Source organism: Adlercreutzia sp. CNCM I-6216 (assembly GCF_977113345.1).
The window spans coordinates 17,137-32,482 of record NZ_CDSBIE010000009.1; the positions used below are offsets into that span (position 1 = coordinate 17,137).

12 protein-coding genes are annotated in these 15,346 nt (G+C 65.9%); all 12 read right to left on the reverse strand.

Going from position 1 to position 15,346, the window contains the following annotated elements; translation table 11 throughout:
- Positions 1–25: 25 nt before the first annotated feature.
- Complete coding sequence (recJ, locus tag ACYVRU_RS09040) at positions 26–3,367, reverse strand: single-stranded-DNA-specific exonuclease RecJ (RefSeq protein WP_461186034.1); 3,342 nt, start codon at positions 3,365–3,367, stop codon at positions 26–28.
- A gap of 171 nt (positions 3,368–3,538) precedes the next feature.
- Positions 3,539–4,201 (reverse strand): preQ(1) synthase, encoded by a 663-nt coding sequence (gene queF / locus ACYVRU_RS09045; protein WP_261797815.1) that lies wholly within the window; start codon positions 4,199–4,201, stop codon positions 3,539–3,541.
- Between the two features lie 169 nt (positions 4,202–4,370).
- The gene (queC, locus tag ACYVRU_RS09050) at positions 4,371–5,060 is read right to left on the reverse strand and encodes a 7-cyano-7-deazaguanine synthase QueC (RefSeq protein ID WP_330038221.1); all 690 of its coding nucleotides are present in this window, start codon (positions 5,058–5,060) and stop codon (positions 4,371–4,373) included.
- A gap of 20 nt (positions 5,061–5,080) precedes the next feature.
- Positions 5,081–5,866: a radical SAM protein gene (locus ACYVRU_RS09055; protein WP_114548625.1), complete on the reverse strand. Its 786-nt coding sequence runs from the start codon at positions 5,864–5,866 to the stop codon at positions 5,081–5,083.
- Positions 5,867–5,869: 3 nt separating this feature from the next.
- Positions 5,870–6,295, reverse strand: coding sequence for a 6-pyruvoyl trahydropterin synthase family protein (locus tag ACYVRU_RS09060; RefSeq protein WP_022740381.1), 426 nt, complete (start codon positions 6,293–6,295; stop codon positions 5,870–5,872).
- Between the two features lie 44 nt (positions 6,296–6,339).
- Positions 6,340–6,957: an IMPACT family protein gene (locus ACYVRU_RS09065; RefSeq protein ID WP_114548626.1), complete on the reverse strand. Its 618-nt coding sequence runs from the start codon at positions 6,955–6,957 to the stop codon at positions 6,340–6,342.
- On the reverse strand, positions 6,957–8,825 hold the full coding sequence (locus ACYVRU_RS09070) for an ABC-F family ATP-binding cassette domain-containing protein (RefSeq protein WP_461186035.1): 1,869 nt from the start codon (positions 8,823–8,825) through the stop codon (positions 6,957–6,959). The genes ACYVRU_RS09065 and ACYVRU_RS09070 overlap by 1 nt, the downstream gene beginning before the upstream one ends.
- Positions 8,826–8,869: 44 nt before the next feature.
- Positions 8,870–10,255, reverse strand: a complete 1,386-nt coding sequence (locus ACYVRU_RS09075; RefSeq protein WP_114548628.1) for an MFS transporter — start codon at positions 10,253–10,255, stop codon at positions 8,870–8,872.
- A gap of 15 nt (positions 10,256–10,270) precedes the next feature.
- Positions 10,271–10,831 (reverse strand): aminoacyl-tRNA hydrolase, encoded by a 561-nt coding sequence (pth, locus tag ACYVRU_RS09080; protein WP_114548645.1) that lies wholly within the window; start codon positions 10,829–10,831, stop codon positions 10,271–10,273.
- A gap of 182 nt (positions 10,832–11,013) precedes the next feature.
- The gene (locus tag ACYVRU_RS09085) at positions 11,014–11,979 is read right to left on the reverse strand and encodes a ribose-phosphate diphosphokinase (RefSeq protein WP_022740387.1); all 966 of its coding nucleotides are present in this window, start codon (positions 11,977–11,979) and stop codon (positions 11,014–11,016) included.
- A gap of 88 nt (positions 11,980–12,067) precedes the next feature.
- On the reverse strand, positions 12,068–13,444 hold the full coding sequence (gene glmU / locus ACYVRU_RS09090) for a bifunctional UDP-N-acetylglucosamine diphosphorylase/glucosamine-1-phosphate N-acetyltransferase GlmU (RefSeq protein WP_114548629.1): 1,377 nt from the start codon (positions 13,442–13,444) through the stop codon (positions 12,068–12,070).
- Between the two features lie 155 nt (positions 13,445–13,599).
- Positions 13,600–15,027 carry a helix-turn-helix transcriptional regulator gene (locus tag ACYVRU_RS09095; RefSeq protein WP_461186036.1) on the reverse strand — a complete coding sequence of 476 codons (1,428 nt, stop codon included), beginning with the start codon at positions 15,025–15,027 and terminating at the stop codon, positions 13,600–13,602.
- Between the last annotated feature and the right edge of the window lie 319 nt (positions 15,028–15,346).

The following is a 15,346-nucleotide window of genomic DNA, read 5'->3' on the forward strand; positions in this document are numbered from 1 at the left end:
CGGATGGTCCGCGGATCGCTATCGGTTAGTGCCCCTGGCCCGGTCGGTTCCTCGGCACGATGGGATGGCACAGACGCACCGTGAGCGCGGGCTCGTCGGTGCCCAGCGCCCATCGGCAGAAGCCGCCGAACAGCGTGCGCTCGTCGATGCCCTCGCGGTAGCGCACCGAATCGGTCAGTTCCACCTTCGACGCCCCTTCGCGCACCCGCACCCACAGATGCGGGCGGCCGGCCTCGTAAACGGTGCGCGTCTCGATGAGCCCGAGCTCGCGGAACACGGCCAAGCCGCAGGCCGCCGAGGTGGGGCTCACGGCGCGGAAAGCGTCGGAGGCGGCCTCGGCCAGATCGGCGTCGGCCACGCAGAAGTAGTCGTCGGGAGTGTTGCGCTGCAGCGAGCGCAGCTTGCGGTACACCTGGGCCATGACGTCATGATCCGGCGTGGCGTCGGCCAAGATGCGCTCGTTGATGGAGGCGTCCCCGCGCCCGTAGAGCAGATGCACCCACGCCGGCTTCCCATCGCGCCCGGCCCGGCCGCTCATCTGGTTGAACTCCACGTCGCTGAAGGGCAGGTGGTACAGCACCACGTGCCGGATGTTGGGAATATCGACCCCCTCCCCGAAGGCCGAGGTGGCCACGAGCACCTTCAGGTCGTCGCGACGGAACAGCTCTTCGATGCGCTTGCGCTCGTCGCGGGAGAGCCCCGCGTTGTAGAAGCCGATCATGCAGGCGAGCTGCGGCACCCGCCGGCGCAGCATGCGCGCGAGCGCCACGGAATGCTCGCGGGAGTTCACGTAGATGACGGTCTTCTCGCCCGTGGCCACCAGGGAGGCCAAATAGTCGTCGCGGTGCGGGATGTTGCGCTGGTCGTCCAGGTACAGGTTGTCGCGGGCCGTCTCGTCGATGACCGAGTCCTGAATGGGCAGGACCGCATCGATGTCGTCGGCCACGGCGTCGTTGGCCGTGGCGGTCACCGCGAGCACCACGGGGTCTCCGAGCCGGGTCAGCGCCCGGTCGAGCTGGGTGTAGGCCACGCGCTGGCCGGCCTTGGCCTGGCCGATGTGGTGAGCCTCGTCCACGACGACGAACCCGACGCGCCCCGAGGCCGCCAGCTCGTCGGTGTGGAACATGAGGTACTCCGGCGTGGTGAGCACGATATCGAGACTCCCGTCGGCCAGCCCCGCGTACACCGCCGCGCGCTCCTCGGGCGTCGACTCGCCGGTGATGACGGCGCTCGCAATGCCGAAGCGCTCGAGGCTCGCCCGCAGATGGAATACCTGGTCGGCGATGAGCGCCCGCAAGGGGTAGATGAACAGGCTCGCGGCATGGTCGGTCAGCGCGCGGAAGGCGGCGTAGGTTTGGAAGCACAGCGACTTGCCGCGCCCCGTGGCCATGACGGCGAAGGTGGACTTCCCCGCCCGCAGCCGATCGAGAATCTCTCGCTGGGCCGGATGCAGCGGGCGGTCGCCGATGATGGCCTTCACAATGGCCGCCTCCAGGCCGTCCGGGTCGCGGCGGGCCGTCTCCTCCCACCGGGCGCGGCGGGGCGCCAGATCGGGGAGCGCCGGCTCGGGCGCCTCGTCGGCGGCCGCAAGATCGGGCTCCCCTTCCGCCTCGGCGAACAGATCGGCGGTGAACGACACGGCATCCGGGTCGAGGCAGGCCTCCAAAGCGCAGCAGCTGCGCGCCGGCGCCACGGTTTCCAGCATGGCCTTCACCGAGCGGCGGCCGCGCCATTCGTCGATCTGCACCGTGAAGGCGGCGTCCACCACCGCGTCGTTCACGAGCAGCGCGTCGATGGCGGCGCAGTGGAACATGATGCCGGCCACCGATGCGCGCCCGTTGGTGAGCGTGCAGGCGAAGTGGTCCTTGGTCTGGCCCACGGCCCGGGTGTTCACGAGCGTCACGTTGCGGGCCAGGAACGTGGGCTGGGGGTTCTCCTGGCCGAAGGGGGCGAGCCGCTCCACGAGCGCCACGGATTCGAGCGTCAGCTCGTCCAGGCTCACGAGCGCGTCCACCTCGGTCAGCGGATGGAAGGCCGCCTCCGGCAGCTTCTGCATATAGGCGTCGAGGCGCTGAGCGAAGGCCTTCAAATTTTTGGTGGGGATGGTGACGCCCACGGCCGCCCCATGGCCCCCGAAGCGCTTCGTGAGATACGAGATCGACTCCACCGCCTCGAAGAGATTCACGTTGCCCACGGAGCGCCCCGAGCCGCGGGCCTCGTCGCCGTCGATGGTGAACAGGAGCGCCGGCACCCCGTAGGTGTTCACGAGGCGGGAAGCCACGATACCCTTCACGCCCTCGTGCCAGCCCTCGCCGGCCACGACAAGCGCCCGCTGGCCGTGGTAGATCCTGCCGGCCTGCTCCTTCGCGATGTCCGACAACTCCGCCTCGATGGCGCGCCGCTGGTTGTTCACGTCCTCCAGGGCCTCGGCCATGGCGCAACACTCGCCGTAGTTGTCGCACATGAGCAGATCAAGCGCCAAATCGGCATTGCCCATGCGCCCGGCGGCGTTCAGGCGCGGGATGAGGGAGAACGACAGGTTCGTGGCCGAAAGCGGTTTGCCGGCCTGGCCCGTGGTGGCCAGAAGCGCGGCGATGCAGGGGCGCGGATTGGTGTTCATGCGAGTGAGGCCGTCGGCCACAAGGGCCCGGTTCTCGTCGCGCATGGGCATGAGGTCGGCCACGGTGCCCAAGGTGGCGAAGTCGGTGTAGCTGCGCCACAAATGCGGAAAGCCCAGGCGGCTGCCGAGCACCTGCACGAGCTTCAGGGCCACGCCCACGCCGGCGAGGATAGCGCTGGGGCAATCATCGGCCATCTTCGGATCGGCCACGGGAACGCCCTCGGGCACAAGGTCGGCCGCCTCGTGGTGGTCGGTGATGTAGACCTCCACCCCTGCCTTCAGGATGTCGGCCACCTCGCTCTTGCAGGCAATGCCGCAATCCACGGTGACGATGACGTCCGGCTCTAAGGCCCGGGCGCGCTCGAAGGCAGCGGCGGTGATGCCGTAGCCCTCCTCGAAGCGACGGGGAATGAAGGGGAAGGCGCAGGCGCCGAGAGCCCGTAGGCCCCGGGTGAGCACGGTGGTAGCGGAGATGCCGTCCAAATCGAAGTCGCCGAACACGACGATGCGCTTCTTCTCGCGGATGGCGTTGATGAGTCCGTCGGCCACTTCCGCCAGCCCCGGGATTTCCAGGGGGTTGCGCCAGTCGCGGTCCAGCGAGGGATTCAAAAAGCGCTTGGCGGCCCGCACCGTGGTGATGCCGCGGGCCACGAGGGTCGTCGCGATGAAGCGGGGCAGACCGAGGTCGTGCGCCAGACGCGCGACGATCTGCGGATCGGCCTCCCGGATGCTGAATTGGGCGGTCATAATGTGCTAGCTACCTTACGTGCGTTCTTTTTCGTAGTTCGGAAGGTATTTTCGCATAAAGCTCGCATTCTGTCACCGCAGCACGACGGCGGCGCGGCAATTTCCCACGGCACCGCCCGGGCAGCTCCTCGCAAGCCTTCAATCGACGTTCGGCAGCGAGTCGCACAGCGCCTAGCGGTTGTCCACTTTCTCGGGGTATAGGTCGTGCTGGGACAGGCGCGTCCAGGCCACTTCCTCCCAGCGAGTGCCGGGACGCCCGTAGTTGCAGTACGGGTCGATGGAGATGCCGCCGCGCGGGGTGAACTTGCCCCAGACCTCGATGTACTTCGGATCCATGAGCGCGATGAGGTCCTTCATGATGATGTTCATGCAGTCCTCGTGGAAGTCGCCGTGGTTGCGGAAGCTGAACAGGTACAGCTTGAGTGACTTGCTCTCCACCATGCGCACATCGGGCACGTAGGAGATGTAGATGGTGGCGAAGTCCGGCTGGCCGGTGATGGGGCACAGGCTCGTGAACTCAGGGCAGTTGAACTTCACGAAGTAGTCGTTTCCCGGGTGCTTGTTCTCGAAGGTCTCCAGCACCGACGGATCGTAGTCGGTCGGGTACTGGGTATGCTGGTTGCCGAGCAGGGTGACGCCGCCGGCGCGAGTCTCATTCTCATCGCGGCCAGCCGAGGCAGCGGCGGGAGCAGTCGCTGGCGCGGGGCCGGCATCCTCGCGAGCCAGATGGGCCGCGATGGCGGCCATAGCCGAAGTATCCACCGATCCCTCGGGCTTCCCGATTGCATCATCGTCGCTGCCAAACAGCGCTTCAGCCATGTCCATTGGTTTCATTCCCAGCTCCTCTTCTTTAGCAACTCCTTGGGGGCGGGCTGCGGGGTACCGCCCAGTCGCTCAGACAGTCCTCGCTCGGCGAAACAGGACGTTTAGTCCTGTTTCGAACGCTCTCGGAACTCGCTTGGTGAGCAATACCCCACATCCCGCTACACTCAACTCTGCTTGATTATCTCATAGCCGGATCTTCGACGCCGTTGGCGGCGAAGGCGGCGGCACGGTCGAGGCAGGTGGCGCAACGGCCGCAGGGCGCCTCTCCCCCTTCGTAGCACGACCAGGTGAGCTCGTAGGGCACGCCAAGGGCCAGCCCCTCGCGCACGATGTCGGCCTTCGACCAGGTGACGAACGGAGCTTCCAAGCACAGCTCGCCGCCGGTGCCCTCCACGATGGCGCGATTCATGGCCTCCACGAACTCCAGCGAGCAATCGGGGTAGGCGTTGCCGGCCCAGTCGTCATGATGGGCGCCGTAATAGACCGTCGAGCAGCCGAGCGAGAGGGCCATGGAGGCCGCCGAGGAGAGGAAGAGCCCATTGCGGAAGGGCACGTACGTGCTCACCGGGCCGCCGTCGCCTTCGGCCTGCTGATCGGCGTAGCTGGACTCGGGGATGGCTGCATCGGAATGGGCCAGAAGCGAGCAGTCGCTGTCGGCGAAGATGGCGCCCAAATCGAGGAAGCGCTGCTCTACACCGTAATGGGCCGCCACGGCGCGGGCCGCCTCAATCTCGCGGACGTGCTTCTGCCCGTAGCTGATGGAAAGCGCATACACGTTTTCCGCGCCGTACTTGCTCACGGCCCGCGCCAAAAGCGTCGTGGAATCCACACCGCCGGAGCACAGCACCAGGGCTTTGGTTTTGGTCATGGTTCGTTCCTTCCGGATCTTTAGACCCCGCGCGTCTCATCGGGCCAGATGATCTTGTGCAGCTGCAGCTGCAGACGGGCGCGGTCCAAGCCGTGATCGATCAGATAGGCGGCAATCTCGGCCGGCTCGATGGCGCCCCATACCGGACTTGCCAGCACCGAGCAGCGATCCCACAGCCCCGCCTCGTCGGCGCAGCGTTCCATGAAAGCAAGATCGTCCTCGGTGCCCACGACGAACTTCACGGCATCGCGCGTATCCAGCAGATCGTAGTTCTCGCGGCGCATGGCGGCGGACACGGCCTCGCCGGCCGTGGGTGTCTTCCAATCCACCGTGAAGTGCAGGCTGCCGGGAAGCCCCGCCTCGGCGCACGCCTCGCGCAAGTGCGCCATGGGACTCAGGTCGCGCGAACCGTTCGTCTCGATTTCCACGCGCAAAGGGCGCGGGTCGTCCACCGCGAGCAGAGTCTGCACCAAATCGGGCAGATAAGGCTGCAGAAGCGGCTCGCCGCCGGTGAGCGTCACGCACGACACGCCGGTCTCGGCCACCCAGGCCACCAGGTCGGGCACGCTCCACCCTTCCACTTCCACCAACGGATGGTTCGCCCAGCGGGTGTCGCAGTAGGTGCACCACATATTGCAGCCGGCGAACCGGATGAAAGCGGCCGGCCGCCCCGCCGCCAGGCCCTCCCCGTTCACGGACACGAACTTCTCCGCCACGGGGAACAGCTGGGCACGGGGGGCGATGGTATGGCGCGCCTGGTGCCGCTCGGCATCCAGCAGGCCGTCGTTCTCCTCCTCGGGCACCATGGGCTATCGCTGCTCCCGATAGTAGGCGCAGTTGTTGGGGGTCTCGTAGACCTCCACCTGGGCCACGGGCAACCCGCGGGCGGCCAGCGCGTCGAAGAACCACTTCGCGAGGTTCTCTGCCGTGGTGCGGAAGGGCACAATGAACAGGGCGAAACCCTCGCGCTCGAGGCACGCCAAGGTGTCGGGGGCAAGGGAGCCCTCCTCCACGATGAAATGGTGGTCGAGTCGCTCGGTCAGCGCGCGCAGCTCGGTTTTAAACTCGCCGAAATCCACCACCATGTCCTTGCAGGTGCCCTCCGTCTGCAGGTGCTCCACCTCCAGATAAGCCACCACGCGCCAGCGGTGCCCATGCAGGTTCTCGCACTTCCCATGATAATCGGTCAAAAAATGAGAGGCATCGAACGAGCTCTCCGTCTTCAATCCGTACATGCAAATCCTTTCAACGCTTGGGGCCATTATAGAGCGCCCCTTTGCTAGAACGCGGCATCGAAGGGGGCGGTCACGATGATTTCACTTTGGCCGCGGGTGAGCTCGGTGAGCTTTTCCAGGAAGGGGGCCTGAGTGCCGTCGAGCATGCGGAAGGTGAGCAGGACGTTCTCGGCGAAGTCGCTCTCGGCAAGCTTCGCGCCGGCCGCCTCAGCGATGCGACAGAGCTGCTCGTACAGGCTGTAGGGCACCTCCAGGATGATGTCGACGCAGACCGACACCGTGACGACATCCGCCGCTTCGATAGCCGCCTTCGTGGCGTCGGTGTAGGCGCGCACCAGGCCGCCGGTGCCGAGCAAAATGCCGCCGAAGTAGCGGGTGACCACCACCGCCACGTCTTCCAAACCTGCATGTTGAATGGCCTCGAGGGTCGGCATACCCGCCGTCTTGGCCGGCTCGCCGTCGTCGGTGTAGCGCACGCGACCGCCGCGCAGCACGTAGGCGTACACGTTGTGGCGCGCCATGCGGTGAGCCGCCTTCACCTCGGCGATGAAAGCGAGTGCCTCTTCCTCAGTGGCGACCGGCGCGATTCGCCCGATGAAGTGGCTCTTCTTCTCGACGATCTCGGCCTCGGCACGAGCGGCTATGGTCTTGTACGCGGCCACTACTCCCCCAGCTTCTCGGCGGCTTCGAACCATTCCAGCTCGAGGGCTTCTATTTGAGTTTCGAAGTCGGCGATTTCCTCTTGCATGGCGGTGAGCACCAGATAGTCAGATTGGTCGGCGGCGGCCATTTCCAGCTGCTTCTTCTCGATCTTGCCCTTCAGGGTCTCGATCTTCTTCTCGTTGGAGGTCATGAGCTTGCGCAGGGCGCGCTGCTCGCCGCCGGAGAGGACGGGGGCGGAAGAGGCAGCCGCATTCCCGGGATTGCTGGAGGTCGCGAGCGAGGGGCGACCAAGGTCGCCCCCTACGGAGCCGACCCCAGAGTCATTTCCGCGGCCGCCACCGGCGCTCTTCGCGGCTTCGCGGTCGGCCTCTTCGGCGAGTTTCAGGTACTCGTCCACGCCACCGGGCAAATGGCGCACCTTGCCGTCGATGAGGGCGAACTGGTGGTCGGTCACGCGCTCCATGAGGTAGCGGTCGTGGGTGACGAGCAGAAGCGTGCCGGGCCAGCCATCGAGCAGGCTCTCCACCACCGCCAGCATGTCGGTGTCCAAGTCGTTTCCCGGCTCGTCCAAGATGAGCACGTTGGGCTCGTCCAGCAAGATGAGCATGAGCGCCAACCGACGCTTCTGGCCGCCGGACAGGTCGCACACCGGCTCGTTCTGGTCATCTTTGGTGAACCCGAGCCGTTCGAGCAGCTGCCCCGGTGTCATCTCCTTGCCGTCGAGCATTGTGCGCCGCGAGTAGCGCGAGATCACCTGGCGCACCCGGTCGTCGCCGAGCTTGCGCAGCTCGTCCAAATGCTGCGACAGCACGGCGAAGCGCACGGTCTGGCCGATTTTCACGCGCCCGGAATCGAGCGGCTGCAGCCCTTGGATGATGCGCAGAAGCGTCGTCTTGCCGATACCGTTGGCGCCCACGATGCCGTAGCGATCGCCCGGGCCGATGATCCAGTCGACGTCGTCCAAGATGACGCGGTCCCCGAAGCGCAGCGATGCGCCCTTAAGGTCGACCACCTGCTTGCCGAGACGCGCCATGGCCATGCGCTTGAGCTCCAGCTCGTTGCGCAAGGGCGGCACGTCGGCGATGAGCGCCTGGGCGGCGGCCACGTGGAACTTGGGCTTGGTGGCCCGGGCGCGGGCGCCGCGGGATAGCCACGCCAGCTCGCGGCGCAGGGCGTTCTGGCGCTTCTGCTCGGCCAGAGCCTCCAGGCGATCCCGCTCCACCCGCTGCATGATGTAAGCGGAAAAGCCTCCCTCGAAGGGCCAGACACGGCGGCCGTGCACCTCCCACATCGCCTCGCAGACCTCGTCGAGAAACCAACGGTCGTGGGTCACCACGAGCAGCGCCCCTGCCCCGCGGCGCCAGCGGGTCTTCAGGTGCTCGGCGAGCCAGGTGATGGCGCGCACGTCCAGGTGGTTGGTGGGCTCGTCCAGCATGAGCACGTCCCAGTCACCGATGAGCAGCCGGGCCAGATCAACCCGTCGACGCTGGCCGCCGGAAAGGGTTCCCACCGTCGCGCTCCAATCCACATCCTCGAGCAGCCCCGCGATAATGGCGCGAACCCGAGGGTCGCCGGCCCACTCGTATTCGGGGATATCCCCCACCACGGCCCGCTCCACGGTGTCCGCGTCGCGCAAATCGTCGCTCTGGCCGAGTACGCCCACCGAAACGCCGCGGGTGCGGATGACACGGCCGTCGTCCACTTCCACATCGCCCGAAAGCACCCGCAAAAGCGTGGATTTCCCATCGCCGTTCTGGCCCACGATGCCGATGCGAGCCCCCTCGTCCACCCCGAGGGACAGCCCCTCGAACACCGTCTTCGTGGGGAATTCCACGCTCACTTTTTCACAACCGAGAAGAAACGCCACCAAGGCCGCCTTTCACTTCCATTCGTTTCGGAGCAGATTATACGCTAACGGATTTTCCAAACGGCAACAATGAGCACCGCCAGCGAAAGCGCCGCCGACAGAGCAAAGGCCGCCCGATAGCCCCACACGGCCGCCTCCGCGCCGCCCATGCCTGTCAGAGCCAGCGATGCGGGCACGCTTACCACGAGCAGCATCATGAGCGCCGTGCCGAGCGAGGCACACACCTGGCGGGCCGTGGCGAAAAAGACGCTGCCGTCCATCGTGTTCGCGGGAAGCAAGCCCGAAAGACCCCAGGAGTTCAACGGCCCCACGAGCGTGCTCACGCCCAAAGCGCGTACCGCTTGCATGGCCGTCAGCAGCCATAGCGGAGTCGCTGCATCCACGAACATCATGGAGGCCGCACCAACGACGAGCAGCACGGCGCCCGTCACCGTAACCGCGCGTGCGCCCACCCGATCGGTGAGCAGGCCAGCTAGCGGATTCAGGAACAGGGCTATCACCGTAGCCGGCACGAACACGATGCCGGCATCGAGCGCCGAGAGCCCACAGATGCCCTGCACGAACAAGGGAACGATGAGCGTGATGCCCATGAATGAGGCGAACAGGCAGTTCTGGGCCACGAACGCCGCCCGGTACTGGCGGGCGCGAAACACGCCCAGATAAATAAGCGGATGAGAAATACGGTTCTGCCGCACGAGGAACGCAGCCACGCAGCAGGCACCGCTCAGCGCCGGAACCCACACGCCCTCGCTGGACAGCGGCATGTTCGCCGCATTCGATGCCGCCAAGAGCAGCCCGCCGAAACCGAGCGTGGAAAGTGCCAGCGACGGCACGTCCAACACAGCGCCGGCGCTGCCATCCCCCTCCTCGCGCACCAACAGAGCGCAGGCCAGCGCAAGCAGCACCAAGGCACCGATAAGGAGCCCGTAGAAGCTGCGCCATCCCCAGGAGTCTACGAGCGCGCCGCCGATAATGGGGCCGATATTGGGGGCGAACCCCATGGCAATGCCCGCGATGCCCATGGTCGTGCCCGTGCGCTCTCTCGGAAAGCGCGTCATGGCCAGCGACTGCACGAGCGGCAGCGTGATGCCCGTAGCCACCGCCTGCAGCACGCGTCCCAGCACGAGCGTGAAGAACGTTCGGGCAATCAGATCAACGGCCGAGCCCGCCAGAAAGAGCCCGAGGGCCAGACACACCAGGCGCTTGACCGACATACGCCGGGCGAGGAACGTCACCACCGGCACCGTAATACCCATAACGAGCATGTAGACCGTGGTCAGCCACTGCCCCTCGCCGGCATCGATGAAAAACTCCGCGCAAATGCCCGTGAGCATGGAGTTCGTAGCGGTTTGGGAAAGCGATCCTAACGCACAGGTGATGACGACGATGGCGAACAGGGCGTAGGTGTGCCCCTTCTCGGAAAGACGCATAGGAATTTCCAGCCCTCAGTTGAACCGCTGCTGGGTCTTTTCCAGGCCGTTGTCGATGAGGCACAGCACCGCGTTCGAGCCCTCGGCCACGGCGTGATCGAAGGCCTCGGTGTCGTCCTTGCTGCGGGGGCGCGAGAGCACCCAGTCGACCACGGGCTTCCGTCCCGGCGGCCGCCCGATGCCGATGCGCACCCGGTACCAGTCGCGGGTGCCCAGCTTATCGCAGATGGAGCGCAGCCCGTTATGGCCGGCATGTCCCCCGCCGAACTTCACCCGAATAGTGCCGGGGTCGATGTCCAGCTCGTCGTGGATGACGATGAGATGGTCGGGGGCCGCCTTGTGCGTCCGCATGAGCTTGCTCACCGGGCCGCCGGAGGTGTTCATGAAGCTCTGGGGCTTTACGAGCAGAAGCTCGTGGCCGTGGTAGCTCGCCTTCCCTACGAGTGCCCCGCCCTCGTTCTTCCAGTAGCGCACGCCCAGCTCATCGGCCAGCGCGTCCACCGTATCGAACCCGGCGTTGTGCCGCGTGTGCTCGTACTCCTCGCCCGGATTCCCCAGGCCCGCGATCATATACAACTTGTCACCTATTTCCGTCATTCATCTTTGGAAGAGTAGGCCCGAGTCCCCGGGGAGGGGGCCCGCGCGCAGTTCATTGAAGTGCAAAGAAAGAAGGCCCGAGACCCTCGGAGAGACCCGCACTTCAATGCTGTTTGAGCACGGGCTTCCTCCCCGGGGACTCGGGCCGGACAGCCAAGCAGCTATTCGAACAATTTCCCAATAGAGCCGTTGTTGTACACGACATCGATGGTCTGCGCGAACAGCGGCGCGATGGAGAGCACCTTGATCTTGCCGGTCTGGCGCGCGAGCGGCACGGGCACGGCGTTGGTGACCACCACTTCCTCGATGCAGGAGTTCTCCAGACGCTCGTAGGCCGGGCCGGAGAACAGGCCGTGGGTAGCGCAGGCGTACACCTCGGCGGCGCCCTTGGCCTTCAGCGTGGCGGCCGCGGCCACAAGCGAGCCGCCCGTGTCGATCATGTCGTCGTTCAGGATGCAGATCTTGTCGGTCACGTCGCCGATAAGCGCGGTGATCTCGGCCTGGTTGTGCTTCGGGCGATCCTTGTGCATGATGGCGATGTCGCAATCGAGCGCCGTAGAGAACTTCTTCGCCGCCTTCGCGCGACCCACGTCCGGCGAGACCACGCACAGACGCTCGGGATCGAAGCCTTTGTTGCGGAAGTAATCCACGAAGATGGGCATGGCCGTCATGTGGTTCACGGGGATGTCGAAGAAGCCCTGGATGGCATCCTGGTGCAGATCCACCGTGATGATGTTGTCGATGCCGGAGACCTCGAGCAGATCGGCCACGAGCTTGGCCGTGATGGGCTCGCGCGGGGCGGCCTTGCGGTCCTGACGGGCGTAACCGTAGTGCGCGATGACCGCCGAGATGGAGCGGGCGCTTGCACGCTTGGCGGCATCGGCCATGATGAGCAGCTCCATGAGGGCGTCGTTCACGTCGAAGGTCTCGCTCGCGCACACCGACTGGATGAGGAACACGTCGGCGCCGCGGATGGACTCCTGGTAGCGGGCGTAGATCTCGCCGTTGGCGAACTTCTCGTGCTTGATGTTGCCGAGGTTCACGTTCAGGTACTTGGCGATCTCCTCGGCCAGCTCCGGATTCACCGAGCCGGAGAACAGGATCATGCGCTTGGTCATCTCGGTCATAGGGTGCGTCCCTTCTGCGACGGGTCTTTCAGCTTCGGTTATTGTAGTACGGCGCGCCGCTTCATGCGGGCTGAAGCGGCGCGACCGACTATTTCTTCTTCTCGATGGGGTGCGCCGCCACCCAGCCTTCTATCTCCTGCTGTCTGGCGCGCCCGAGGGCCAGCGCTCCCGGCGTCACGTCCTTGGTGATGGTGGAGCCAGCACCCACGAGCGCCCCGGCGCCGATGGTCACGGGCGCTACCATCATGGTATCGGATCCTACGAAGGCGCCGTCCTCGATGACGGTGGCGTGCTTGTTCGCGCCGTCGTAGTTGCAGGTGATGGAACCGGCGCCGATGTTCACGCCCTCCCCCATGGTGGTGTCGCCGATGTAGGACAGATGCGGCACCTTCGAGCCCTTGCCGATGGTGGATTTCTTGATCTCCACATGGGTGCCGGCCTTGGCGCCCTCGCACAAGTGCGCCGCCGGACGCAGGTAGGCGCGCGGACCGCAGGTGGCGCCATCGTCGATGAGCGCCTCTACCGCCACGGTCTCGTCGATGCGGCAGCCGCAACCGACGCGCGTGTCGGTCAGGCGGCTGTCGGGGCCCACGACGCTGTCCTCGCCGATCGTCGTCTTCCCCAGCAGCATGACGTTGGGCAGAAGCTCCACGTCGGGGGCGATCTCCACCTCGGGGCCGATGTAGGCCGTGGCCGGATCCCACATCGTGACGCCGGCGGCCATGTGCGCGTCGTTGATGCGCCGCTGCATGACGCGGGTCGCCTCGGCCAGCTGGCCGCGGGAGTTCACGCCCAGGCACTGCTCCGCATCGCTCGTCTTATAGGCGAGCACGGGCCGCCCGGCGGCGCGGCTGATGGCCAGCACGTCGGTAAGATAGAACTCGCCCTGGGCGTTGTCGGAATTCACCTGGGAAAGCGCGTCGAAAAGGGCGCGGGCGTCGAAGCAGTAGACGCCCGAGTTGCACTCGGTGATGGCCGCTTCCTCGGGGCTCGCGTCCTTCTGCTCGACGATGCGGGCCACCTCCCCGGCGCCGTCGCGCACGATGCGACCGTAGCCGAAGGGGTTTTTAAGCTCCATGGTAAGCACGATGACCGCCGCGTTGTGCTCCTCGCGCAGAGCCGCCATCTGGCGAATGGTCTCGGGCTGAATGAGCGGAGAGTCGCCGGAGAGCACCACGACGGCGCCGTCGAAGCCGGCCAGGGCATCGGCGGCGGCCAGCACCGCATCCGCCGTGCCGCGCTGGGCCTCCTGCACGACGACCTCGGTATCGCCTTCCACCAAAGGGATCACCTGGTCGCGCATATGCCCCACCACGGTGACGACCCTATCGGTGCCCGCCTCCTTGGCCGCTTCCACGACCCACCGCACGAGCGGGCGGCCCAGCACCTCGTGAACCACCTTCGGCTTCTTCGACTTCATACGGGTACCGGCCCCCGCGGCCAAAATAATCGCAGCAGTTTCCATGAAACGCCTTTCCTCGTTCTGCATTCGAAGCGAAGCACGCTTGTCCAGGGGCACCGCACCGGCGCCGCCTCAAACGTCCGGAAGAACCGTTTGCGCGCTATCGTTTGCTGGAAAGAAAGTATAGCGCAAGGATCTCGCCATCCGGAGATGCTCCGTTATTTCTCACAGCCGGCACGGCCCGCCTCCACGCCCACCAGATCGCAGAGCCCCTTGCGCGAATGGACGCCCAGCTTCTGATAGAGGTGCTTGATGTGGGTCTTCACCGTGCTGGGGGCGATGTAGAGGTCGTGGGCGATCTGCCCTTGCTGCTTGCCCTGGGCGAGCAGCGTGAGAATCTCCGCCTCCCGCGAGGTGAGCCCGAACTGCTTGCTCAGCTCGTCGCACTTGGCGCCGATACGCGAGCGGTCGCCGAAGCTCTGCCCCGAAAGCGTCTTCAGCACCGTCCCCCACGGCGTGGTCAGCTGCTTCTCGGAAAGAAAGAGGGCCGTGGCCACCACAACGGCGACGGCCACCACGACGCACAGCGCCAGGTAGCCGAACGACGAATCGGTTAGCGCCTCTGTAGCGGCGAGCCCCGCCTGCACGGACACGAGGCGCACGGCCCGCTCGATGCCGAACAGCCACACGGCATTGAATCCGTATTGGTACGTCAAATTGCTCAGCACCACCATGATGACGATGAGCACGAAGGTGTAGGCGGCCAGAGCGCAGAAGCTCGCCAGCTCGCCGCCGATGGGGCCAAGCATCCACAGGGGAAGCAGCGACGCCAGAAGAAGCGGGCAGGCAGCGCGGTAGGCGAACGACAGGTGCAGCCGGTCGCGCCGCAGGCACACCACCAGGTAGACCGCACCGGCCGCCGCCACGCATCCGAGCCCCGAGTGGATGCCCAGCTCGCTTCCGAACACGCGCTCGCACATGCCGTAGGCCAGCGAGTAGAGAGCCATCACGGCGATGGGCTTCCACGGGAAGGAGAAGGTGCCCCACGACCGGCGCGGACGCTCGTCGTCGGGGAGCAGGTCATAGGCGCGGCGCAGGCAGACGAGGCTCACGACCGGCACCAGGCAGGTGCACACCCACAGCCACGGAATGGCCAGGCCTTTGAACAGCCACAGAACGAGAGCGCCTACCACCAGGCCGCCCGAGAAGTACAGCGCCACCCGGAAGGGATTCAAGCAGCCGAACAGCTCCGACCACAAAAGGATGATGAGCGCGATGCCCACCGCCCCCAGCACTGCAGCCGGGGCCCCGAAGAAGGGGGCGAGTTCGGGGAAGTAGATCGTCGAGAAGTTCAGACACGCCGACGCTATCATGCACGCGCCCGTGACCCAGGGCACCGCCCGCTTGCCGTACAGCGGCGCGATGCGCCGCGAGGACAAGGCCAGCACGACGAGTACGACGGCGGCGATCATGTTGAAGGCCGCGAAGCCGAAGCCCGTCTCATCCTGAGCGGGGAACGCGAGGGCGCCGTTGGAGTACACCGTCTCCGTCCACACGCGAAACAGCCCCATGCCCGTAAAGGCAAAGGGCATCTCGATGAGCCGTCCCTTCCAAACCGATCGGCCGGCCGTCTCCCTCTCGTCCATACGCCCTCCCTGCGCCGCAGCGGCAACCCTTCCATGCACGGTGCCCGCGCGCCGGTTCCCGTCGCCTGCAATCGCAAGACGGGCGGGAGCGCGTGCGCGGCATCCTCGTGGCGAAAATTATAGGCGACTGAGGGAGCCAAAAAAGCCGTCGGAGACGATATCCCCCCTCTTTTTGGCAAAAGGGGTAGAAGGGCGCGAAAATCTCCCCCCTCTCTGACCTGGGAAGAGGATGACGCGGCGCAGCCGGCTCGGTAAAGTTCGCAATCGTTGGCGAACCGAAAAGCCCCGCGGAAAAGCACGAGGGGGACGCGATTCGCAC